Genomic DNA, 21,344 nt, shown 5'->3' with positions numbered 1-21,344 from the left:
ATTCGTGCAAGGAGCGAAGGTTTTGGCATCCTGCCGATATCAATGGAGTGCCGCGCTTTGGTATTGCCCGTCGAGACATCTACGGATCAAACCTCGGACGCTTGGGCAAATGATGCAGAGGCGGATTTTGCCGTCCCGAGTCATATTCCCGGATCTCGGCTTCCAGCCTGTCGAGCATTTTTCCGGGACTTATCTCTGTGAGCAAAATGTTGTCGAGCCGTGCCTGCTCGCCAGATCCGCGCTTGCTGTAGATCTCGAGGAACGACCAGACCCGCCGCTGCAAAAGCAGATACTCGACATGAAATTCCGGTGTTCGGCTCAACTGCCGGATCGCGTCCAGCAGGCGCGAGTCAGTACCAAAGCTGTCCCAGAGCTTCAGTTTGTCAGTCAACTCCTTTCCGGGCGGCACATTACGCAGCCAAAGATTTACCGACCGGTCAGTACTTGGTTCTCCCAGCCAGATATCGGTGCCCGTTTCCATACGTGCGTGGATCAGCCGTCGGAGGGAGGAAGGATCGGTAACAGGATTGCCACTGAGCTTGAAGCCGGCTCTGATTTCAATGGATTCGGGAATCGATGTGATGCGATTGTTCGTCAGATCCAGCACCTTCCCGGGAATCTCGTTGGTGATGCCCTCCGGAAATCTGTCCAAGCCTGTATTGGCAAGATCCAGCTCCTGCAGCGCGGTCATTCTTTTGACCGAAGGCGCAACAGAGAGCCGGTTATGTCTGAGCTTCAATACTTCCAGTCGCAATGGCCCGTTGTCGGTATCAAGCCCGAAAGGGATTCGGCGTAATCCGGCACCTGTCAGATCCAGCACACGCAATTCGGTCATCCCGGAAATGTCAGGATCCGTTCGTAAAAAATCGTTCTGGTGTTCAACAGGCACTTGAAAGCGCAACGGGCCAGGCAAATCATTCACCGCAGCCCCCTGTGTGCTACCAAGCCTCAACACCTGCAGTCTGGTTATGCCCCTCACCGAAAAATCAGCCTGTAAGTCACAATCCTGAAGATTCAGTTCTCGTAAGCGGGGGAGCCTCTTTAATTGCTCGGTAAAGCGCGAATCCATATTGAATCTTGAATAAGCAAGCTCATTCGCAAGATCCCCAAAGGTTCTTCTGGTGACTGTCTGGCTTGTGATCGTCAGACTTTCAATGCTGGGAAACTGCGCAAAAAACACCTCCGGGTCCAGCGGCGCTTGACCTCTTAAAGTAAGAGAAACGACGGAGTTGAATTTCAATGAAAGCAACTTATCCACTGGCCATAGCGTGAGATTGATATCCAGCTTGAAACCCGACAATCGCCCATCGCTATAAACCCGCTGATCAGGCTGGCTTTGCCACTTGTACAATTGGCTTAGCGTGCCCCACATGGCAAACGCCTCGGTTACCTCATGGGACTGTGCAATGTGATTTTGATGGTGCGGAATGCTGATGTGTTTGCTGTCAAACTGAGGAAGCCCTAGCTGAATACGCTGGAGCTCAAGCTCCGCCACGTCCTTGTCATCAAACTTGGTGATGAAGGCATCGGCGTCGAGATCGGTCGTTTCCGGAAGGTATCTTCGAACCTGCGCTCGGGTGGTCGGCTCAACCACCTGACGCTCGTACCAAAGGCCGCTGCCGGCATCGCGCAGTATTACCGGGCCTAATAGCAACTCGCTGGTCAGTCGGGCTCGATACAATCCTGTCTTCGGATCCAAGGCAACAGCAACAAAGTCGCCACCGGCCACGTCAGCGAAGGGGATCCCGTTAAAAACCCTTAAACCTTCATCATTGATTTCTGGAAGCATCGCCCGGGCACTGATCAAGTAACGGTCCAGCGACGATTGAGGCGCCGGTAAACGAACTCCACCAGGGTTCGCATGAATCATGACCGCCGGAGTCATACGAATGGCATCTGCATCAATCGCGCTGGATGATCCGGCTCGCGGCGGCAGATCGGGAAAATGACCCGCACCGGAACCTCTGCGGCCGGATAAGCCGGGAAGCGGAATGTTCACCTCCGCCGGTCGGGTCGGACTGGTGGACGCGTCCACTTTCACGGGGGTACTGCCACCGGTAGGGGGTTTTATTGGCATGTTTTTTCATCCTTGAAAATTTCGCCCCCGGCATTCGTGCAAGGGACGAAGGTTTTGGCATCCTGCCGATATCAATTGAACGCGGCGCTTTTTATTGCTCGTCGAAAACGATTACGGATCAAGCCTCGGACGCTTGGGCAAATGATGCAGAGGCGGATTTTGCCGTCCCGAGTCATATTCCCGGATCTCGGCTTCCAGCCTGTCGAGCATTTTTCCGGGACTTATCTCTGTGAGCAAAATGTTGTCGAGCCGTGCCTGCTCGTCAGATCCGCGCTTGCTGTAGATCTCGAGGAACGACCAGACCCGCCGCTGCAAAAGCAGATACTCGACATGAAATTCCGGTGTTCGACTCAGTTGCCGGATCGCGTCCATCATGCGCGGGTGAGGACCGAAGGTGTCCCAGAGTTCCAGTTTGTCAGTCAACTCCTTTCCCGGCGGCACATTACGCAGCCAAAGATTTGCCGACCGGTCAGTACTTGGTTCTCCCAGCCAGATATCGGTGCCCGTTTCCATACGTGCGTGGATCAGCCGTCGGAAGGAAGAAGGATCGGTAACAGGATTGCCACTGAGCTTGAAGCCGGCTCTGATTTCAATGGATTCGGGAATCGATGTGATGCGATTGTTCGTCAGATCCAGCACCTTCCCGGGAATCTCGTTGGTGATGCCCTCCGGAAATCTGTCCAAGCCTGTACTGGCAAGATCCAGCTCCTGCAGCGCGGTCATTCCTTTAAGTGAAGGCACGACAGATAGCGGGTTATGGCTGAGTTTCAATACTTCCAGTCGCAATGGCCCGTTGTCGGCATCAAGTCCTCGGAGATGGTGTATTCCGTTCCACTGCAGATCCAATACACGCAACCCGGTCATGCCGGCCACCGAAAAATCAGGCGACAAGTTAGCCTCTTGCAGCTGCAACTCTCGTAACCGCGCAACCCATGCCAAACCTTCAACATTGCGCGGCTCCACGGGGAGCCTCAGGCGGGGATTATCAGAGGAAATCCTGAATCCGAAACCCACCCTCAGACTTTCAAGTTTGGGGAAAGCTGAAAAAAAACCTTCCAGAAGAGGCACGTCTACCCCTCTTAGCTCTAGGGAAACGATGGAGTTGAATGTTGTCGAGAATGGGTGATGATTTGGCCATCCCGAATAATTCAAAGACAGCTTGAAACCCACCGGCCGTTTTCCGTGAAAGACCAACTCGTCGGGCTCCCCTTGCCACGTGTACAGACGGCGCAACGTGGGACCCGCCTTATTTCCGTAAATTCCAGAGGCATTCGTCCAACGGCTGAGTTCCTGGTCCAGTTGAGCAAGTCCAGGCTGAAGCCGTTTGAGCTCCACCTCTGCTGCATCCTTTTCACCGAAGTGCACGCGAAAGTGATCTGCTTGTTGATCGGTTACTTCCGGGAAGTATTGTCGGACCTGCGCTCGGGTGGTTGGCTCAGCGGCATCGAGCAAGAGCCCAACGTCGCTGCCGGTATCACTGCGCAACACCGGGTCCGCCGGCAGTGATTCGCTTGACAGCCCTGTTTCTGCCTCCAGCCTTTCCAGCTTTTTCAAGGGACTGGGTTCATTCTCCAAAATGTCCTTCAGCCTGACCTGAGCGCCAGGCTCAGTCTTGCGGTAGTTCTCGAAAAACCGCCAGACCCGTTGCTGCAGACGCGGGCGCTCAACGTGAAATTCGGGCGTACGAGTCAGGTCCAAGGCAATTTGCCTCGCAACTGACCAATATGAGTCAACACTGTCCCAAAGCTTCAAATTTTCAGCTAGCTCCTCTAACGGCGTATGTCGCAGCCAGGCATTTGGCGAGAGATCAGTACTTTTTTTTCCCAACCAGATGTCCGTGCCTGTTTTTATACGCGCGACCATCAGCCGCCGGAGGGTCGGCAGATCCGTTATGGGATTGCCGATGAGATTGAAGCCCGCTCTGATTTCAACGGACTCAGGGATCGATGTAATTCGGTTGTTGGAAAGATTCAGCACTTTCCCGGGGATGTCGGACGTGATGCCCTCCGGAAACCTGTCTAAACCAGTGTTGGAAAGGTCCAGCTCCTGCAGCGCAGTCCTGACTTTCAGTGAAGGCATAACAGAAAGCGGATTGTTGCCGAGCCTCAATACCTCCAGGCGCAACGGCCCGTTGTCAGCATCAAGTCCGAGTGGGAGCTGCTCTATACCGGTCTGCGTCAGATCCAATACACGCAACTCGGTCATCCCCGTCACGTCAGGTGCCACTTTCAAGGACGCATTCTGGTTCAGATCGAGGACCTGCAAGCTCAACCGCCCTGGCAGGCCATTCACTACGGCATTCAGATCCGTCACCCCCTCAATGTTGCCAAGTGCCAGAGCTCGCAGTCCGGTCATGCGTGTCAGCGAGAACCCGGCTGGCAACTTGCAGTTGTGCAGGTTCAGCTCGCGTAAATGGGGAAGCTTCGCCAGTGCGTGAACGAAATCCCCCTCAACCTTAAGCCTCGAGACAGCCCGGGGATAGTGAAAGCCAGGGGAAATGGGGGGTGTCCAGCCAGCCACCGTAAGACTTTCAATGTTGGGAAATTGCACCGATAAACGATGCGCGTATAGATGTTCACTCGCTCTGAGGGTCAGGGCTACAACAGAGTTGAGTTTTTCCAGGTAAGGAAAACTGTTTGAATGAGAACCGAAATCGAGTTCCATCTTGAAACCCACTAGTCGGTCTTCGCGATAGACACGCTCACCGGGTTCGCCCTGCCACTTGAAAAGTCTGCGTATCTTGCTCGCCATTTCCTCGTTGATACCAAAATGCTCGCGCTCCAGCTCAGAGCGCGCTCCCTCGATGCGCCTCAGCTCCACATCTGCCACATCCTTGTCGCCAAACCGGGCGATGAAGGCATCAGCGTCCAGATCGGTCGTTTCCGGAAGATATCGTCGGACCTGATCCCGGGTGGTGCGCTGAACGAGCGTACGCTGGTACCAAAAACCGCTGTCGGCGTTACGCAGCACCACCGGGCCTAAAAGCAGCTCGCTTGACCGTCGGGCATGAAGCAATCCAGTCCTCGGATCCACGGCGACAGGGAGAAAAATGCCATCGGACACCTCAGCGAAGGGGCGATTGTTAAAAACCCTTAAACCTTCGCCGTTGATTTCAGGAAGTAACGCCTGGAAGGGGATTACGTAATCATCCAGCGACGGTTGAGGTGCCAGCCGAGGAGTTTGAACGGGAACCGTGTGTACGACGACGGCAGGAGCCGGATGGACGGTTTCAATGTCTGGAGTGCCGGATCTCCCGGCTCCCGACTGCGGATCATCGGGAAAGATATTTGAACCCGAACCTCTGCGGCCCGATGTACCGGGAAGCGGAATGTCCACCTCCGCCGGTCGGGTCGGACTGGTGGACGCGTCCACTTTCACGGGGGTACTGCCACCGGTAGGTGGTTTTACTGGCATGTTTTTTCATCCTTGAAAAATTCGCCCTTGGCATTCGCCCAAGGGACAAAAATATTGGCATCCTGCCGGTTTAAAAGAGGAGCGCACGATAGCGTGCATAGGTGTTGAAGGAGATAGGAAAGGCAGACTGGCGCAGTGAGAAACAACGCCAGGAAACGTAGGAGAACAGGAGAGAGAGTCGGCAGGTTTGCGATCAGTTCGTTTGCAAGCGAATCTCCAGCCGCCAGCGGTCGTCGACCTTGCTGCCAGCCCAGTCTCCCTGTAATGGCCGCGCCGCCAGCACCGTCAGCAACAATCCGCCGTCGCTCATGCGTGTACGCCAGTTGACGTCCTTGCCGTTGAGCTTGAGCTGGCCCTTCTGCGCCCGGCCCTCAGCCTGGAACAGCAGCGCCACCGTGCCGTCGATGATTTCGCCGTGCAGCTTGGGCTCGTTGTTGAACCACACCACCAAAGCGCCATCGGTCACCTCAACCTGCTGCAACACGCTCGGGTCCGGCGTGGTCAGGCGGCCGATCATCAAGCCGATCATCAAGCCAACAATCGCCAGCGAACCGATGACTCGCGGCAATAGTTTCGAACGGTTGTCCACAGGCGGCGTAGAATGCCGCTCATCTTTACCTTCGGAGCCGTGCATGTTTCACGTCATCCTTTTTCAACCAGAAATTCCGCCGAATACCGGCAACGTTATCAGGCTGTGCGCCAACAGCGGCTGCCACCTGCATTTGATCGAACCGCTGGGCTTCGAGATGGACGACAAGCGCTTGCGCCGTGCCGGTCTCGATTACCACGAATATGCCACGCTGCAACGTCACGCGGACCTGGCCAGTTGCCTGGAAAGCCTGGGCAATCCACGACTGTTTGCGTTCACCACCAAAGGCTCGCGGCCGTTTCATGATGCCGCGTTTGTTCCAGGCGATGCGTTCATCTTCGGCCCGGAAAGCCGTGGCCTGCCGCCGGAAGTGCTCGACGCCCTGCCGTCGGAACAGCGCCTGCGCCTGCCGATGCGTGAAGGCTGCCGCAGCCTGAACCTGTCCAATACCGTTGCGGTCGCTGTGTACGAAGCCTGGCGCCAGAACGACTTCAAGTAACACCACAAAACAAATGTGGGAGCGAGCCTGCTGGCGAAAGCGGTGTATCAGTCGACAAAACTGTCATCTGACACGCCCTCTTCGCGAGCAGGCTCGCTCCCACATGGGGTGTTGCTAAACCGTCTTACTGAACGGTTGGCGTCTCGCCGCTTTCCTGCATGCGCTGCAATTCTTGCGCGTACAGAGCGTCGAAGTTCACCGGAGCCAGCATCAGCGCCGGGAACGAACCACGGGTCACCAGGCTGTCCAGGGTTTCGCGCGCGTACGGGAACAGAATGTTCGGGCAGAACGCGCCCAGGGTGTGGCTCATCGAAGCCGCGTCCAGGTTCTTGATCAGGAAGATACCGGCCTGTTGCACTTCAGCGATGAAGGCGACTTCTTCACCGTTTTTCACGGTAACGGACAGGGTCAGCACCACTTCGTAGAAATCACCTTCCAGTGCTTTCTGGCGAGTGTTCAGATCCAGTGCGACCGCCGGATCCCACTGCTGGCGGAAGATCGCCGGGCTTTTCGGGGCTTCAAAGGACAGGTCGCGTACGTAGATGCGCTGCAAGGAGAATTGCGGTGCGGTTTCTTCTTCGCTGGCTGCAGTGTTCTGTTGGTCAGTCATCTCAGATCCTTTCTGATCTCGGGTCTTTAAGGGATTGCTGTACGTGGGTGCAGCCGTTCAGGCCTTGAGCAGCGCGTCGAGCTTGCCGGCGCGCTCCAGGGCATACAAATCGTCACAACCGCCGATGTGCTTGCTGCCGATCCAGATCTGCGGCACGGACGTGCGTCCGGCTTTCTGGGTCATTTCGGCGCGCACCTGCGGCTTGCCATCGACCTTGATCTCTTTGAAGGCCACGCCTTTGTTCTCGAGCAGGTACTTGGCTCGCGAGCAATAAGGGCAGTAATCGCTGGAGTAGACGATGACTTCACTCATATCACTTCACCAGCGGCAGGTTGTCGCCTTTCCAGCTGGAAATACCGCCGGACAGCTTGGCGGCGGTGAAGCCGGATTTCATCAGTTCGCGGGCGTGGGTGCCGGCGGTCTGACCCAGGGCGTCGACCAGAATGATGGTCTTGGCCTTGTGCTTTTCCAGCTCGGCAACGCGCGCAGCCAGTTTGTCCTGGGGAATGTTCACCGCGCCAACGATATGGCCGGCAGCGAAATCCTTGGCCGGACGGATGTCCACCACCACGCCTGCATCTTTGTTGACCAGCGCGGTCAGCTCGCCGGTGCTCAGGCTTTTACCGCCGCCCTGCATCGTGTGCGCCAGCAACAGAGCCAGCAGTACGACGAAGATACCGACAAGAATGTAGTGGTTAGTGGCAAATTCAATCAGGTGAGCAACCATCGAAGGAGGTTCCAGGGCGTTAAAATGTCGGCCAGTATACACAGCCACTATGGTCGGCCAAACCCCGTCCGGCGGTGACGCGGTCGGAACTTAGCTTTAAACTCCAACTCCCTTTTCCATCGCCCTCTTCTTTATTAGCCACGAGTGGATTCCATGACGACTACGCCTAAACCTTTGGTCCTGATGATTCTCGACGGCTTCGGTCACAGCGACAGCCCCGAATCCAACGCCGTTTTCGCGGCGAAGAAGCCTGTTCTTGATCGCCTCTGGGCCACCGTGCCGAACGGCTTGATCTCGGGCAGCGGCATGGATGTCGGCCTGCCGGACGGCCAGATGGGCAACTCCGAAGTCGGCCACATGAATCTTGGCGCCGGTCGCGTGGTGTATCAGGACTTCACCCGCGTGACCAAATCGATCCGCGACGGCGAGTTCTTCGAGAACCCGACCATCTGCGCCGCTGTGGATAAAGCCGTGGCCGCTGGTAAAGCCGTGCACTTCATGGGTCTGCTGTCCGACGGCGGCGTGCACAGCCACCAGGATCACCTGATCGCCATGGCTGAACTGGCGTTCAAGCGCGGCGCCGAAAAAATCTACCTGCACGCTTTCCTCGATGGCCGCGATACGCCGCCGAAAAGCGCTGCATCGTCGATCGAACTGCTCGACGCGACGTTCCAGGCACTTGGCAAGGGCCGCATCGCCAGCATCATCGGCCGCTACTTCGCCATGGACCGCGACAACCGCTGGGACCGTGTGGCTCAGGCCTACAACCTGATCGTCGACGGCAACAGCGAATTCCACGCAGCCACAGCACAAGAAGGTCTGGACGCTGCCTACGCGCGCGGCGAGAGCGACGAATTCGTCAAAGCCACGTCCATCGGTGAGCCGGTGAAGGTTGAAGACGGCGACGCCGTGGTGTTCATGAACTTCCGCGCCGACCGTGCCCGCGAGCTGACTCGCGTGTTCGTCGAAGACGATTTCAAGGATTTCGAACGCGCACGCCAGCCGAAACTGGCCGGGTTCGTCATGCTGACCCAATACGCGGCAAGCATTCCGGCACCGTCGGCATTCGCCCCGGGCAGCCTGGAAAACGTACTGGGCGACTATCTGGCGAAAAACGGCAAAACCCAGCTGCGCATCGCTGAAACCGAGAAGTACGCCCACGTGACCTTTTTCTTTTCCGGCGGTCGTGAAGAACCGTTCCCGGGCGAAGAACGCATTCTGATCCCGTCGCCGAAAGTCGCCACCTACGACTTGCAACCGGAAATGAGCGCACCCGAGGTCACCGACCGCATCGTCGAAGCCATCGAAAACCAGCGTTACGACGTGATCGTGGTCAACTACGCCAACGGCGACATGGTTGGCCACAGCGGCGTGTTCGACGCGGCCGTGAAGGCTGTTGAATGCCTCGACACCTGCGTCGGTCGCATTGTCGATGCACTGGAGAAGGTTGGCGGCGAAGCGTTGATCACCGCTGACCACGGCAACGTCGAGCAAATGGCTGATGAATCCACGGGCCAGGCGCACACGGCGCACACCACCGAGCCGGTGCCATTCATCTATGTCGGCAAGCGCGACCTGAAAGTACGTGAAGGCGGCGTGCTGGCGGACGTGGCACCGACCATGCTGAAGCTGCTGGGCCTGGAAAAACCGGCGGAAATGACCGGCACGTCTATCCTGGTGTAATCCGCTCGATCACGCACCACAAAACCCTGTGGGAGCTGCGGTGCGACGATTCGACTTGCCAGCGATAGCAATCTGACAGCCAACATCTATGTTGAATGTGCAGACGCCATCGCTGGCAAGTCGAATCGTCGCACCGCAGCTCCCACAGTGGTTTATGGAGTTTTCGAAATGGAATTCGGTGTATTGCTTGGTCCAGTTATCACACAGCCCCAATTGGGCGTTTTTTTTGCAGCCTCGGGCGGGCATACTAGGCCGTCCCTTACCCTGGTGCCGCCCGCCTCTATGCTCCGCGTCCTGATCGCCCTCGCTCTGACCTGCCTGCTCCAACCGGCCTTCGCTGACGAGCGCGCGCAAACCCAACAGCAGTTGGACGCCACGCGTCAGGACATTGCCGAGCTGAAAAAGCTGCTGAGCAAAGTCCAGGAAGAAAAATCCGGCGTACAGAAAGAGCTCAAGGGCACTGAAACCGAGCTGGGCAAGCTGCAGAAGCAGGTCGATGCACTGCAGAAAGAACTGCAGAAAAGCGAATCCGAGCTGCAGCGACTCGATGCAGAGAAAAAAAAACTCCAGAGCGCGCGCACTGAACAGCAGCGACTGATCGCCATTCAGGCCCGTGCGGCCTATCAGAACGGTCGGCAGGAATACCTCAAATTGCTGCTCAACCAGCAGAATCCCGAGAAATTCGCCCGCACCCTCACCTATTACGATTACCTGAGCCAGGCCCGCCTGGAGCAGCTGAAGAACTTCAACGAAACCCTGCGCCAGCTGGCCAATGTCGAAAAAGACATCGCCGCCCAGCAGGCCCAATTGCTGGTACAGAAAAGCAGCCTCGATACCCAGCGCGACGAACTGGAAAATGTTCGCAAGGAACGCCAGCAAGTCCTCGCCAAGCTCAACGATGACGTGAAGGCCCGCGATCAGAAACTCGCCGCGCGTGAGCAGGATCAGGCAGACCTGTCTAAAGTCCTTAAAACCATTGAAGAAACCCTGGCCCGCCAGGCCCGTGAGGCAGAAGAGGCGCGGCAGAAAGCGCTGATCGCCCAGCAGGAAGCGGAAAAAAAGCGTTTGCGTGAGGCGCAGGCTGAAAACAGCGACGCCCCACGAAAACCCGCCAGATCGACTCCCGGCGCACTGGTCTCCAGCAGCGGCGAGACCTTCGGTGGTCCTTTTGCTGCAACCCGGGGAAAACTTCCGTGGCCGGTTGATGGTCGACTATTGGCACGCTTCGGCGAAAGCCGTGGCGACGACGCCCGGACCAAGTGGGACGGCGTGATGATCAGCGCCTCCGCCGGCAGCCAGGTGCATGCCGTACACGGTGGTCGCGTGGTGTTCGCCGACTGGCTGCGCGGTGCCGGGTTGCTGGTGATCCTCGATCACGGCAACGGTTTTCTGAGTCTTTACGGTCACAACCAGACGCTGCTCAAGTCGGCCGGTGACGTGGTAAAAGCCGGTGAGTCGATCTCCACTGTCGGTAACAGTGGCGGCCAGGACACACCAGCGCTGTATTTCGCAATTCGTCAGCAGGGTCACCCGAGTGATCCAGCGCAATGGTGCCGCGCGCAAGGATAGGCGTTGAGTCACCTACATTAGGAGTTCGTTCGACATGCTGCATTTGTCCCGCCTTACCTCGCTGGCCCTGACGATCGCCCTGGTGATCGGCGCGCCTCTGGCGTTCGCCGCTCAACCAGCCCCGGCCGTCGCTCCGGCAGGCACTGCCGCGACCTCCAAGGCGCCGTTGCCGCTGGAAGAGTTGCGCACCTTTGCCGAGGTCATGGACCGGATCAAAGCCGCCTACGTCGAGCCGGTGGACGACAAGACTCTGCTGGAAAACGCGATCAAGGGCATGCTCAGCAACCTTGATCCGCACTCGGCCTACCTTGGCCCGGAAGACTTCACCGAGCTGCAGGAAAGCACCAGCGGTGAATTCGGCGGCCTGGGCATCGAAGTCGGCGCCGAAGATGGCTTCATCAAAGTGGTCTCGCCAATCGATGACACCCCGGCGTCGAAGGCCGGTATTCAGGCCGGCGACTTCATCGTCAAGATCAACGGTGCGCCAACGCGCGGCCAGACCATGACCGAAGCCGTCGACAAAATGCGCGGCAAGATTGGCCAGAAGATCACCCTGACCCTGGTACGCGACGGTGGCACGCCGTTCGACGTGACCCTGGCCCGTGCGGTGATTCAGGTGAAGAGCGTCAAGGCGCAACTGCTGGAAACCGGCTATGCGTACATCCGCATCACCCAGTTCCAGGTCAAGACCGGCGAAGAGGTCTCCAAGGCCCTGGCCAAGCTGCGCAAGGACAACGGCAAGAAGCTCAACGGCATCATTCTCGACCTGCGCAACAACCCGGGCGGCGTGTTGCAGGCGGCGGTGGAAGTGGTCGACCACTTCATCACCAAAGGCCTGATCGTCTACACCAAAGGCCGGATCGCCAACTCCGAACTGCGTTTCTCGGCCACCGGCAAAGACGAAAGTGAAGCCGTGCCGATGGTCGTGCTGATCAACGGTGGCAGTGCCTCGGCTTCGGAAATCGTCGCCGGCGCCTTGCAGGATCAAAAACGCGCGGTGGTCATGGGCACCACCAGTTTCGGCAAAGGCTCGGTACAGACCGTGCTGCCGCTGAACAACGACCGTGCGCTGAAGATCACTACCGCGCTGTACTTCACGCCGAATGGTCGCTCGATTCAGGCACAGGGCATCGTTCCGGACATCGAAGTACGCAAGGCCAAGATCACCAACGAAGCCGATGGCGATTACTTCAAGGAAGCCGACCTGCAAGGTCACTTGGGCAACGGCAACGGCGGCGCGGACAAACCGACCGGCTCGGGCGCCAAGCCTAAAGCCATGCCACAGGACGACGACTACCAACTGGCCCAGGCCCTGAGCCTGCTCAAAGGGCTGAGCATCACGTCCGGCCGTTGAGGATGTCTCTGCGCTTCGTCTTCGTTCTGTTGTGCTGTCTGGCGGGTGCTGCTCACGCAGAGCCCGTCAGCCCAAAGCCACACAAAGCCTACCTGACACTGATCATCGACGACCTAGGGCAGAACCTGCCCCGGGATCGCCGCGTGCTGGCCCTGCCCGGCCCGGTGACCGCAGCGATCATGCCGGATACTCCGCACGCCACCGAGTTCGCCCGCGAGGCCCATCGCGCCGGCAAGATCGTCATTCTGCACATGCCGATGGACCCGGCCACCGGGCCGTACGCCTGGCACCCCGAACTGCCTATCGAAGAGCTGGAAAAACGCCTCAACGCCGCATTCAAAATGGTCCCGTACACCGCCGGCATCAATAACCACATGGGCAGCCGCATGACCGCGCAGCCAGTGGCGATGGCATGGTTGATGGGCGAATTGCAGCGCCGGCACAAGTTCTTCGTCGACAGCCGCACCAGCGCCCAGACCGTGGCGGCGCAACAGGCGCAGAAGATTGATCTGGCCAGCGTCTCGCGCGATGTGTTTCTCGATGATGAGCGCACTGAGGCGGCGATCTACGCACAATTGCAGACCGCGATCAGCCTGGCGCACAAGCAGGGTTCGGCAGTGATGATCGGGCATCCGTATCCGCAGACGCTGGCGGTGCTGGAGCGCGAATTGCCCAGACTCAAGGCTCAGGGCATCGAGTGGATCGATATCAAGCAAATGATCAGCGTGCGCAGCAATCGCGCCATGGTCGGTCATGGTAAAGACGGGGTTTATCGGTAATACGCTGTAGCGCTGAACAATACATAGTTACCGCCAGACACCTGCCCCCTTTCCGGATAGTGAGACCTGCAACAGGTCGCGACTGCCTCGAGTCGTCTTCTCACTATCAGGAGTAACCATGACAACCAATCCCACGATCACCCCGCCTGCCGGGCGAATCGAACCCATCAGGGTCGACAACCTGCTGATCAGCTTCACAACAGAGTATCTCCGAATCTGGGACACCGACGGCTTACGGGCAAAACCGGCGTCCTTTTGGCACCCCACCCCTGCTCCCGATGTGCTGCCGGGCTATTTCCCCTTGGGCGACGTCGTTACAAGAGGCCACGGCAATATCAACGGCAACACAGTGGTAGCAGTCGTTTGCGATGCTGATACTGCAAGTTCTGATCCCACTAAAGGCAAGGCACTGCGCCGCCCGGACGATTACGAGTTGATCTGGAAGGATTCTGGCTCAGGCTCGAAAAGAGACCTGTCGATCTGGCGACCGATTCCCCCCGAAGGCTATATAGCCTTGGGATCGGTGTGTTCGAGCGACCACGAAAAACCCTCGTTCAATGCTGTCAGGTGCGTCCGGGAGGACTTGGTCATCGCCTCCAATACCAGCGACCTGGCCTGGGACGACAAGGGTAGTGGCGCTCGCCGGCGCGTCAGTACCTGGAGTGCCGTTCCTCCCGTCGCCGCACCGGGTGAAATCCACCTGGCATCCGGCAGCTTTGTCGGATTGAGCGACTACAACAAACCGGCAAATTTCCCGGTCTACTGCTTGCGCCTGAAGATAGGGCTTCAGGTCAACCCGCGCCCGATGGCACCCTTGCTTTGCGCAGAAACGCCGACGCCTGTGGTTTCGCCGGACAATCCTTCTTACATCGCCATCCTGCCCTGGTTCACGATCAGGGATCCGCGCTTCTCCCGTATCGAGCAACTCAGCCGCTCGCCCTTCTACCTTCTGGAACGCACGGATCAGTACTTGCTCGTCGGCTACGCCAACAACACAGAGAACCAGAGCCGGATTTTCAGATGGACAGCGCCACGCGCGCAGCAAGCGGGAAGCCTGCAGGCATTCACCCATACCACTTCTGTCGAGTTCGGAGCCCAATGGCAGACCAACCTGCAAGACCCACTGTTGTTTTCGGCGCGGCTGGACCATGACTTCACCCAATGTGAAATACACTCGAACGAATGGCTCAACGCAGCGGCGATTGAAGTGGTCGCCGTCGTGGACAAAAACAGGTCCGTGGCAGCTTATCTGATGCAGAGCGACTACCGACTGCTGCGCGCAGACGGCACATCCGTGACAAATACTTTCAGCTACACCGATGGCAGCAGCTTGCACATCAGCCAGTACGTGCCGACGGAGCCTGAGGCCGTTATCCTTCCTGCGCCTGAGCCAGTCGTGGAACCCACCGTGCAGCCCCCTTTGACAGACGACGAAATCAGCGCAGCGCTAGTGGTGCCGGAGCTGCCAGCCGCTACAGATACCGCCCCATGATCTCGTCAACCACGCCCTCTTTGCGTAGCTGATCCAGCGCCGCCTGAAGCCTGGTGACGACTTCGTCGGAGACGTCCTTGTTCAGCGCCAGATAGAGTTCTGCACTGTTGAAGCGCAGCACGGTCTTGAGGCCGGTGACACCCTCCTGCCGCGCCAGATAGCGCCCGGCAGGATCACCGGTGGCCCACAGGTCGATCTGACCATTGACCAGCTTCTTCGCGTTGTCCTGATCACGCAGCACCACGATCGGCTTCAGGCCCTGCTTGGCTAGTGTCTCGGCAATCGCGTCACCTTTGTAGGCGCCGATCTTGTATTTGCGTGCGTCATTAAGGGTTTCGAGGGTGATCTTGCTGTCAGCCTTGGCCAGCAGGATCCAGTCATCCGGGCCGATCGGTCCGACCCATTTGAACAGTTTTTCGCGATCCGGCAGACGCGCCATCACGAAGGCGCCGTAACCGGGGTTTTCCAGAGCCAGTTTGTAGACGCGCTCCCAAGGAAAACGCAGGGTCAGGCTGTAGGTGATGCCGGCACGCTGGAACACTTCGCGCACGATGTCGGTGGCGATGCCATTGATGTTCTCGCCCTGAGCGAAATTCTTGCCGTTCTTCGCCATGTTGTACGGCGGGAAGTTTTCGGTGAGCAGCACCAGATCGGTGTCGGGACTGGTTTCGGCGCGGGCCGTGTTGACGAGCAACATCGAGGCGCTGGCGAGAACAAGAAGCAGGCGTTTGATCATGTCGGGCTACCGAAATCCATGGCGTGCCCAAGAGTGCCTTGGGTGCGCCATGGTGTCCACTGGCCTGTATCGAATTTGACGCTTAACGCATCACGATGCCGCGTTTGGCCATGTAGGCCTTGGCTTCCTGCACGGTGTATTCGCCGAAATGGAAAATACTCGCCGCCAAGACTGCGCTGGCGTGGCCTTCGAGGATACCGTCGGCCAGATGCTGCAGATTGCCAACGCCGCCGGAAGCGATCACCGGGATGCCCAGCGCATCGCTGATCGCGCGGGTCACGCCAAGGTCGAAGCCGTTTTTCATGCCGTCCTGATCCATGCTGGTCAGCAGGATTTCGCCGGCACCGAGGCCTTCCATTTTCTTCGCCCACTCGACCGCGTCGAGGCCGGTTGGCTTGCGCCCGCCGTGGGTGAAGATTTCCCAGCGCGGGGTTTCGCCAGGTCCCGAGACTTTCTTGGCGTCGATGGCGACGACGATGCATTGCGAGCCGAAATGCTGCGCGGCTTCGCCAACGAATTCCGGGTTGAACACGGCAGCGGTGTTGATCGAGACCTTGTCCGCGCCGGCATTCAGCAGATTGCGGATGTCCTGCACGGTACGCACGCCACCGCCGACGGTCAGCGGGATAAACACCTGGCTGGCCATGCGCTCGACGGTATGCAGCGTGGTGTCACGGCCATCGACGCTGGCGGTGATGTCGAGAAAGGTAATCTCGTCGGCACCCTGCTCGTCATAACGACGGGCGATTTCCACCGGGTCACCGGCGTCACGAATGTTTTCGAACTTCACACCTTTGACGACCCGGCCGTTGTCCACGTCCAGGCAAGGGATGATGCGTTTGGCCAGCGCCATGGTCAGTCCTCAGCCTTGGTACGAATCGCAGAAAGCTTGCGCTTCGGCGACGTCGAGGGTGCCTTCGTAGATCGCCCGGCCCGTGATGGCGCCGATGATGCCCGGCGCCTTGGCGTCGAGCAGCGACTTGATGTCACCCAGATTGTGGATGCCGCCGGAAGCGATCACCGGGATCTTGGTGGCAGCGGCCAGCGCAGCGGTGAACGGCACGTTGCAGCCCTGCATCATGCCGTCTTTGGCGATGTCGGTATAAACGATCGAGGACACGCCGTCGGCTTCAAACTGCTTGGCCAGATCGATGACTTGTACGGTGCTGATTTCAGCCCAGCCATCGGTGGCGACGAAACCGTCTTTGGCGTCCAGACCGACGATGATCTTGCCCGGGAACGCGCGGCAGGCTTCAGCGACGAACGCCGGATCTTTAACGGCTTTGGTGCCGATGATCACGTAGCTGACGCCAGCCTTAACGTAGTGCTCGATGGTTTCCAGCGAACGGATGCCGCCACCGATCTGGATCGGCAGGGTCGGGTAGCGCTTGGCAATTGCGGTGACCACTTCGCCGTTGACTGGCTGGCCCTCGAACGCGCCGTTCAGATCGACCAGATGCAGACGGCGGCAACCGCCCTCCACCCACTTGGCAGCCATGCTCACCGGGTCATCGGAGAACACTGTGGAATCTTCCATGCGGCCCTGGCGCAGACGTACGCAGGCACCGTCTTTAAGATCGATAGCGGGAATAATCAGCATCTGGCAAACCTTCAAATTTGAATGTTCAGCTTGGCTCGGAAATCAGTTTTTCTCGAGCGCCCACAGGTCGCTTTCGATGCTTTCAAACCGCTCTTTGAGGTGGGTCTGCACATCGAAAATCGCCCTGTTGTAATAGTGCGGAGCAATTTCGCGGGTAAACAGCTCAAGAATTTCCGCCGCTTCGAACGAACCCAGGTCCAGTTCGAAACGGTCTTCCATGAACCGCTGAATCTTGCGATTGGCCTCGTTCTCCTGTTCGGGAGTGAGGGTCAGGATAGGCGGTTTGGACTTCTTGGCAGCCACTTACCAGCGACCGTCCCACGCGGCGAAGTTCTGCAGCAATTGCAGGCCATGGGTATGGCTCTTCTCCGGGTGGAACTGCACGGCGAAACGCGAGCCATCGGCCAGCGCCGCAGCGAAATCGACACCGTAATGACCGCCGCCGACCACCTGCCGCGCGTTAGCGGCAGCGATGTAGTAGCTGTGCACAAAGTAGAAACGCGCCATGTCGGGAATGTCATGCCACAGCGGGTGGCTGACCTTCTGCTTAACTTCGTTCCAGCCCATGTGCGGGACTTTCAGGTGCTCGCCGTCTTCATGCAGGTCTTTGCCGAAGAACTTCACCGCGCCCGGGAACAGGCCGATGCAGTCGACGCCGTCGTTCTCTTCGCTGGTGTCAAGCAAGGCTTGCATGCCGACACAGATGCCGAGGAACGGACGATCCTGACTCACTTCGCGCACCAGCGAATCGAAACCGAGGCGACGGATCTCCGCCATGCAGTCGCGAATCGCGCCAACACCTGGGAACACCACGCGGTCAGCTTCGCGAATCACCGCCGCATCGCTGGTGATCAGCACCTTGCCGGCACCGACGTGCTCGAGGGCCTTGGCCACCGAGTGCAGGTTGCCCATGCCGTAATCGATAACTGCAACCGTCTGCATTACAGAACGCCTTTGGTCGATGGCATTTGCCCGGCCATGCGCTCGTCCAGCTCAACGGCCATGCGCAGCGCGCGGCCGAAAGCCTTGAACACGGTTTCGATCTGGTGGTGGGTGTTGGTGCCACGCAGGTTGTCGATGTGCAGGCTGACCAGCGCGTGGTTGACGAAGCCCTGGAAGAATTCCTGGAACAGGTCAACGTCGAAGCCGCCGACGGTAGCGCGGGTGTACGGCACGTGCATCTGCAGGCCTGGACGACCGGAGAAATCGATCACCACGCGTGACAGCGCTTCATCGAGCGGCACGTAGGCATGACCGTAGCGACGGATGCCTTTTTTATCGCCGATGGCTTTGGCAAACGCCTGGCCGAGGGTGATACCGACGTCTTCCACCGTATGGTGGTCGTCGATATGCAGATCGCCCTTGCATTCGATATCCAGGTCGATCAACCCGTGACGGGCAATCTGATCCAGCATGTGCTCAAGAAAAGGAACACCGATATCAAATCGGGCCTTTCCGGTGCCATCAAGGTTGATCGAGGCTTTGATCTGGGTTTCCAGAGTGTCGCGCTCGACAGACGCCTTACGTTCGGCCATCACCAGCTCCGCAAAATCATTGGGCGAAAAAGGCAGCCATTATAGGCACGCGGGGCCGAAACAGAAACACGAGAGGTGAGATGGCAGACGGATAGAACGCCCGGCTGTCGCGGGTAGACATGTCCATACAAGCCATAAAGGGCAATGATCGCTCCCACGCTCTGCGTGGGAGTGCAGCCCCGGACGCTCTGCGTCCGCTTCGAATGTGACGCAGAGCGCCACGGGAGGCATTCCCACGCAGAGCGTGGGAATGATCAGGTAGAAACGAACTTAGTGAAACAGTACCGCCGTCTTCTGCAGGGTCACCCACACACCCCACGCCAACGGAATACCTACAGCCAGCCACGCAGCGATTGCCAGCGGCTTGCTGCCCGGTGCGGCTTTCCACTCCAGAACCGTGCTGGCATCAGCACCTTTGTCGTGACCCAGCGCCTGTTCAGCAGCCAGTTCAGCGTCGGTCATGAAGTACTTGTCGGCCACCGGACGCACCAGCAGGTTGCACAGGAAGCCCAGCACCAGCAGACCGGCGAGGATGTACAAGGTGATGTCGTAAGCGGCAGCGCGTTCAACGCCGATGCTCAACTGATATTCACGCAGGTAGTTCACCAGCACCGGGCCGAGCACGCCAGCGGCAGCCCAAGCGGTCAACAGACGACCGTGGATCGCGCCGACCATTTGTGTACCGAACAGGTCAGCCAGATACGCCGGAACCGTGGCAAAACCACCGCCGTACATCGACAGAATGATGCAGAACGCCGCCACGAACAGCGCAACGTTGCCCAGATGGCCCATGTTCGGAATCAACGCGTACAGGGCAAAACCCAGGGCGAAGAACACGAAGTAGGTGTTTTTGCGGCCCAGGTAGTCCGAGAACGAAGCCCAGAAGAAGCGACCACCGATGTTGAACAGGCTCAGCAAACCGGTGAAACCGGCAGCAATCGCAGCAATCGAAGCCAACTGACCGGCATCGAGCTGACCGAACGGCACATCAACACCCAGCAGTTTGCCGCCGAACACTTCCTGCAACAGTGGCGAAGCCATGCCGAGGATGCCGATACCGGCGGATACGTTCAGGCACAGCACCAGCCAGACCAGACGGAATTGCGGGGTTTTCCACGCCACATTCACGTGCACGTGGCGATTGGTGATCATCGCGTTGGCGGCTTTCTTCGCCGGAGCGGTCCAGCCTTCAGGCTTCCAGCCAGTTGGCGGCACGCGGTAAGCCAGAGCACCGCCGATCATGAACACGAAGTAGATCGCGGCCATGGCCACGAAACTCTGCCAGACGCCAACACCTTCAGCCGAAGCGAAGTGGCTCATCAGCGCCGTCGCCAACGGTGCACCGACCATCGCGCCGCCACCGAAGCCCATGATCGCCATGCCGGTGGCCATGCCGCGCTTGTCCGGGAACCACTTGATCAGGGTCGACACCGGCGAGATATAGCCCAGGCCCAGACCGATACCGCCGATCACACCTGAGCCGATCCACATCAGCCAGATCTGGTGGGTATAAATACCCAGCGCCGAGATCAGCAGACCGCCGCACCAGCACAGTGCCGATACCACGCCGGCCTTGCGCGGGCCTGCGTGTTCCAGCCAGCCACCCCAGATCGCTGCCGAGCAGCCGAGGAAGATGAAGAACAGCGTGTAGATCCAGCCGAGCATGGAGATCGGCCAGTCGCATTGCGACGAAAATACCTGTGCGATGAAGCTCATGTCCGGTGCGCAAGCCACTGGAGCAGTAACGCCCAGTGCTTTGGACAGCGGCAACCAGAACACCGAGAAGCCGTAGGCCATGCCGATGCACAGGTGGATGGCCAGAGCGGCCGGTGGAACTAGCCAGCGGTTGAAACCGGGCTTGGCGATGATGCGTTCCTTGGACAGGAACGCAGGCTGGTCGGCGCGAAGGCCGTCCGCCGTGATGCTCGTGCTCATTGTGTATCCCCCAATTATTAGTATGGTTCGCCAGCCACTGTTCACCCCCGGCCTTTATGCACGCAGGCATGACCGTTTTTTTGGGTGAAGCTCCTTGAAGGCGCGACGTTAAGTCGCAGAAGGACGGACGAACGGGCGAAGGTTACCATTTGCACGTGACAGAAAAACCAAACTGATATCACCTTTTTTCTGTCATCTGATCTCCAAACGTGTAGGAGCTGCCGAAGGCTGCGATCTTTTGATCTTTTTTGCGGGAGCAAAATCAAAAGATCGCAGCGTTCGGCAGCTCCTACAGAAGCATTCCTGCGGGGGAACGTATGCCAGTCATTGTCCAAGCCTTGAAAGACGCCAGTTATCAGGATCAACAGGATCTGCAGAAGATCTATCGCGACGCCCCGCAGTGGCTGTTCGCGCCGTTTTCCGGGGAGGCCGGGCTGATCGAAAGCGCCCTCGCGGACGGGAGTTTTATTGCCGGACGTTTCAACGACCGCCTGCTCGGTGCCGGCTTTCTGCAAAGGCACCACGACGTCTGGTACTTGTCCCATTTATGCGTAAGAAAAGTTACCCGTCGCCGTGGAGTGGCCGAACGACTGGTGAACCAAGCGCAGAAAATGGCGTCGCAAGCGGGGGCCGAACTGCGTCTGCTGGCCCCTGCGGAGCATCTTGAGGCTCAGGCACTGGCCGCCAAGTTGCAGGTACGGCTGGAGGTCCTGGCAACATGACGTCACAGCGAACCGGGCGGTTG

Annotated in this window: 20 protein-coding genes; 7 read left to right on the top strand and 13 right to left on the bottom strand. The window is 58.5% G+C overall.

Annotated features, from left to right (window positions below; genetic code table 11):
• Positions 1-79: 79 nt before the first annotated feature.
• From M5G26_RS23300 to M5G26_RS23290, 3 genes are all read right to left on the bottom strand, one after another.
• Complete coding sequence (locus tag M5G26_RS23300) at positions 80-2,077, bottom strand: leucine-rich repeat domain-containing protein (protein ID WP_273916588.1); 1,998 nt, start codon at positions 2,075-2,077, stop codon at positions 80-82.
• A 111-nt stretch (positions 2,078-2,188) separates the two neighbouring features.
• Positions 2,189-5,491 carry a leucine-rich repeat domain-containing protein gene (locus M5G26_RS23295; RefSeq protein WP_273916587.1) on the bottom strand — a complete coding sequence of 1,101 codons (3,303 nt, stop codon included), beginning with the start codon at positions 5,489-5,491 and terminating at the stop codon, positions 2,189-2,191.
• A 193-nt stretch (positions 5,492-5,684) separates the two neighbouring features.
• Positions 5,685-6,125: a hypothetical protein gene (locus M5G26_RS23290; RefSeq protein WP_273916586.1), complete on the bottom strand. Its 441-nt coding sequence runs from the start codon at positions 6,123-6,125 to the stop codon at positions 5,685-5,687.
• Here M5G26_RS23290 and M5G26_RS23285 point away from each other — a divergent pair.
• Entirely contained in the window at positions 6,124-6,579 is a 456-nt protein-coding gene (locus M5G26_RS23285) for a tRNA (cytidine(34)-2'-O)-methyltransferase (RefSeq protein WP_123449393.1), read from the top strand. The genes M5G26_RS23290 and M5G26_RS23285 overlap by 2 nt on opposite strands.
• Before the next feature lie 124 nt (positions 6,580-6,703).
• Here the strand turns inward: M5G26_RS23285 and secB are convergent, their stop codons facing one another.
• The 3 genes from secB to M5G26_RS23270 are packed head-to-tail and all read right to left on the bottom strand — an operon-like array spanning position 6,704 to position 7,916.
• Positions 6,704-7,189 carry a protein-export chaperone SecB gene (gene secB / locus M5G26_RS23280; protein WP_007909233.1) on the bottom strand — a complete coding sequence of 162 codons (486 nt, stop codon included), beginning with the start codon at positions 7,187-7,189 and terminating at the stop codon, positions 6,704-6,706.
• Positions 7,190-7,246: 57 nt separating this feature from the next.
• Positions 7,247-7,501 (bottom strand): glutaredoxin 3, encoded by a 255-nt coding sequence (gene grxC / locus M5G26_RS23275; RefSeq protein ID WP_038359971.1) that lies wholly within the window; start codon positions 7,499-7,501, stop codon positions 7,247-7,249.
• A 1-nt stretch (position 7,502) separates the two neighbouring features.
• Positions 7,503-7,916 carry a rhodanese-like domain-containing protein gene (locus M5G26_RS23270; RefSeq protein WP_016986346.1) on the bottom strand — a complete coding sequence of 138 codons (414 nt, stop codon included), beginning with the start codon at positions 7,914-7,916 and terminating at the stop codon, positions 7,503-7,505.
• 153 nt (positions 7,917-8,069) lie between these two features.
• Between M5G26_RS23270 and gpmI the strand changes: the two genes are divergently transcribed.
• From gpmI to M5G26_RS23245, 5 genes are all read left to right on the top strand, one after another.
• The gene (gene gpmI / locus M5G26_RS23265) at positions 8,070-9,599 is read left to right on the top strand and encodes a 2,3-bisphosphoglycerate-independent phosphoglycerate mutase (RefSeq protein ID WP_134176254.1); all 1,530 of its coding nucleotides are present in this window, start codon (positions 8,070-8,072) and stop codon (positions 9,597-9,599) included.
• Positions 9,600-9,881: 282 nt separating this feature from the next.
• Positions 9,882-11,168, top strand: a complete 1,287-nt coding sequence (locus tag M5G26_RS23260; RefSeq protein WP_034153012.1) for a murein hydrolase activator EnvC family protein — start codon at positions 9,882-9,884, stop codon at positions 11,166-11,168.
• 34 nt (positions 11,169-11,202) lie between these two features.
• Positions 11,203-12,522, top strand: a complete 1,320-nt coding sequence (locus M5G26_RS23255) for a S41 family peptidase (RefSeq protein WP_016986344.1) — start codon at positions 11,203-11,205, stop codon at positions 12,520-12,522.
• A 2-nt stretch (positions 12,523-12,524) separates the two neighbouring features.
• Positions 12,525-13,301, top strand: a complete 777-nt coding sequence (locus M5G26_RS23250) for a divergent polysaccharide deacetylase family protein (RefSeq protein ID WP_273916585.1) — start codon at positions 12,525-12,527, stop codon at positions 13,299-13,301.
• 118 nt (positions 13,302-13,419) lie between these two features.
• Entirely contained in the window at positions 13,420-14,793 is a 1,374-nt protein-coding gene (locus M5G26_RS23245; protein WP_273916584.1) for a Vps62-related protein, read from the top strand.
• Here M5G26_RS23245 and M5G26_RS23240 read toward each other — a convergent pair.
• The 7 genes from M5G26_RS23240 to M5G26_RS23210 form a co-directional block, all read right to left on the bottom strand.
• Positions 14,774-15,529, bottom strand: coding sequence for a substrate-binding periplasmic protein (locus tag M5G26_RS23240; RefSeq protein ID WP_134176251.1), 756 nt, complete (start codon positions 15,527-15,529; stop codon positions 14,774-14,776). The genes M5G26_RS23245 and M5G26_RS23240 overlap by 20 nt on opposite strands.
• Positions 15,530-15,611: 82 nt before the next feature.
• On the bottom strand, positions 15,612-16,382 hold the full coding sequence (gene hisF / locus M5G26_RS23235; protein ID WP_007909211.1) for an imidazole glycerol phosphate synthase subunit HisF: 771 nt from the start codon (positions 16,380-16,382) through the stop codon (positions 15,612-15,614).
• A gap of 9 nt (positions 16,383-16,391) precedes the next feature.
• Entirely contained in the window at positions 16,392-17,129 is a 738-nt protein-coding gene (gene hisA / locus M5G26_RS23230; RefSeq protein WP_003220753.1) for a 1-(5-phosphoribosyl)-5-[(5-phosphoribosylamino)methylideneamino]imidazole-4-carboxamide isomerase, read from the bottom strand.
• Between the two features lie 42 nt (positions 17,130-17,171).
• Positions 17,172-17,432, bottom strand: coding sequence for a DUF2164 domain-containing protein (locus M5G26_RS23225; RefSeq protein ID WP_003220751.1), 261 nt, complete (start codon positions 17,430-17,432; stop codon positions 17,172-17,174).
• The gene (gene hisH / locus M5G26_RS23220) at positions 17,433-18,071 is read right to left on the bottom strand and encodes an imidazole glycerol phosphate synthase subunit HisH (protein WP_007909206.1); all 639 of its coding nucleotides are present in this window, start codon (positions 18,069-18,071) and stop codon (positions 17,433-17,435) included. It lies immediately after the preceding gene.
• Positions 18,071-18,664 (bottom strand): imidazoleglycerol-phosphate dehydratase HisB, encoded by a 594-nt coding sequence (gene hisB / locus M5G26_RS23215; protein WP_007909204.1) that lies wholly within the window; start codon positions 18,662-18,664, stop codon positions 18,071-18,073. Before hisB ends, hisH begins: the two co-directional genes overlap by 1 nt.
• A gap of 270 nt (positions 18,665-18,934) precedes the next feature.
• On the bottom strand, positions 18,935-20,599 hold the full coding sequence (locus tag M5G26_RS23210) for an OFA family MFS transporter (RefSeq protein WP_273916583.1): 1,665 nt from the start codon (positions 20,597-20,599) through the stop codon (positions 18,935-18,937).
• 317 nt (positions 20,600-20,916) lie between these two features.
• Between M5G26_RS23210 and M5G26_RS23205 the strand changes: the two genes are divergently transcribed.
• On the top strand, positions 20,917-21,321 hold the full coding sequence (locus M5G26_RS23205; protein WP_150692936.1) for an acetyl-CoA sensor PanZ family protein: 405 nt from the start codon (positions 20,917-20,919) through the stop codon (positions 21,319-21,321).
• Positions 21,322-21,344 lie beyond the last annotated feature (23 nt).

Origin of the sequence: Pseudomonas sp. TNT2022 ID642 (assembly GCF_028656995.1) — a bacterium.
In the GTDB taxonomy this organism is placed as follows: domain Bacteria; phylum Pseudomonadota; class Gammaproteobacteria; order Pseudomonadales; family Pseudomonadaceae; genus Aquipseudomonas.
The sequence above is the reverse complement of the archived record's forward strand: the minus strand, read 5'-3'. Positions and strand labels throughout refer to the sequence as shown.

What these genes read in the sequence shown, in the direction of transcription:
- M5G26_RS23300 (WP_273916588.1), bottom strand. Translation starts at nt 2,077, where the DNA reads ATGCCAATAAAACCCCCTACCGGTGGCAGTACCCCCGTGAAAGTGGAC.
- M5G26_RS23295 (WP_273916587.1), bottom strand. Translation starts at nt 5,491, where the DNA reads ATGCCAGTAAAACCACCTACCGGTGGCAGTACCCCCGTGAAAGTGGAC.
- M5G26_RS23285 (WP_123449393.1), top strand. Translation starts at nt 6,124, where the DNA reads ATGTTTCACGTCATCCTTTTTCAACCAGAAATTCCGCCGAATACCGGC.
- M5G26_RS23290 (WP_273916586.1), bottom strand. Translation starts at nt 6,125, where the DNA reads ATGCACGGCTCCGAAGGTAAAGATGAGCGGCATTCTACGCCGCCTGTG.
- secB (WP_007909233.1), bottom strand. Translation starts at nt 7,189, where the DNA reads ATGACTGACCAACAGAACACTGCAGCCAGCGAAGAAGAAACCGCACCG.
- grxC (WP_038359971.1), bottom strand. Translation starts at nt 7,501, where the DNA reads ATGAGTGAAGTCATCGTCTACTCCAGCGATTACTGCCCTTATTGCTCG.
- M5G26_RS23270 (WP_016986346.1), bottom strand. Translation starts at nt 7,916, where the DNA reads ATGGTTGCTCACCTGATTGAATTTGCCACTAACCACTACATTCTTGTC.
- gpmI (WP_134176254.1), top strand. Translation starts at nt 8,070, where the DNA reads ATGACGACTACGCCTAAACCTTTGGTCCTGATGATTCTCGACGGCTTC.
- M5G26_RS23260 (WP_034153012.1), top strand. Translation starts at nt 9,882, where the DNA reads ATGCTCCGCGTCCTGATCGCCCTCGCTCTGACCTGCCTGCTCCAACCG.
- M5G26_RS23255 (WP_016986344.1), top strand. Translation starts at nt 11,203, where the DNA reads ATGCTGCATTTGTCCCGCCTTACCTCGCTGGCCCTGACGATCGCCCTG.
- M5G26_RS23250 (WP_273916585.1), top strand. Translation starts at nt 12,525, where the DNA reads ATGTCTCTGCGCTTCGTCTTCGTTCTGTTGTGCTGTCTGGCGGGTGCT.
- M5G26_RS23245 (WP_273916584.1), top strand. Translation starts at nt 13,420, where the DNA reads ATGACAACCAATCCCACGATCACCCCGCCTGCCGGGCGAATCGAACCC.
- M5G26_RS23240 (WP_134176251.1), bottom strand. Translation starts at nt 15,529, where the DNA reads ATGATCAAACGCCTGCTTCTTGTTCTCGCCAGCGCCTCGATGTTGCTC.
- hisF (WP_007909211.1), bottom strand. Translation starts at nt 16,382, where the DNA reads ATGGCGCTGGCCAAACGCATCATCCCTTGCCTGGACGTGGACAACGGC.
- hisA (WP_003220753.1), bottom strand. Translation starts at nt 17,129, where the DNA reads ATGCTGATTATTCCCGCTATCGATCTTAAAGACGGTGCCTGCGTACGT.
- hisH (WP_007909206.1), bottom strand. Translation starts at nt 18,071, where the DNA reads ATGCAGACGGTTGCAGTTATCGATTACGGCATGGGCAACCTGCACTCG.
- hisB (WP_007909204.1), bottom strand. Translation starts at nt 18,664, where the DNA reads ATGGCCGAACGTAAGGCGTCTGTCGAGCGCGACACTCTGGAAACCCAG.
- M5G26_RS23210 (WP_273916583.1), bottom strand. Translation starts at nt 20,599, where the DNA reads ATGAGCACGAGCATCACGGCGGACGGCCTTCGCGCCGACCAGCCTGCG.
- M5G26_RS23205 (WP_150692936.1), top strand. Translation starts at nt 20,917, where the DNA reads ATGCCAGTCATTGTCCAAGCCTTGAAAGACGCCAGTTATCAGGATCAA.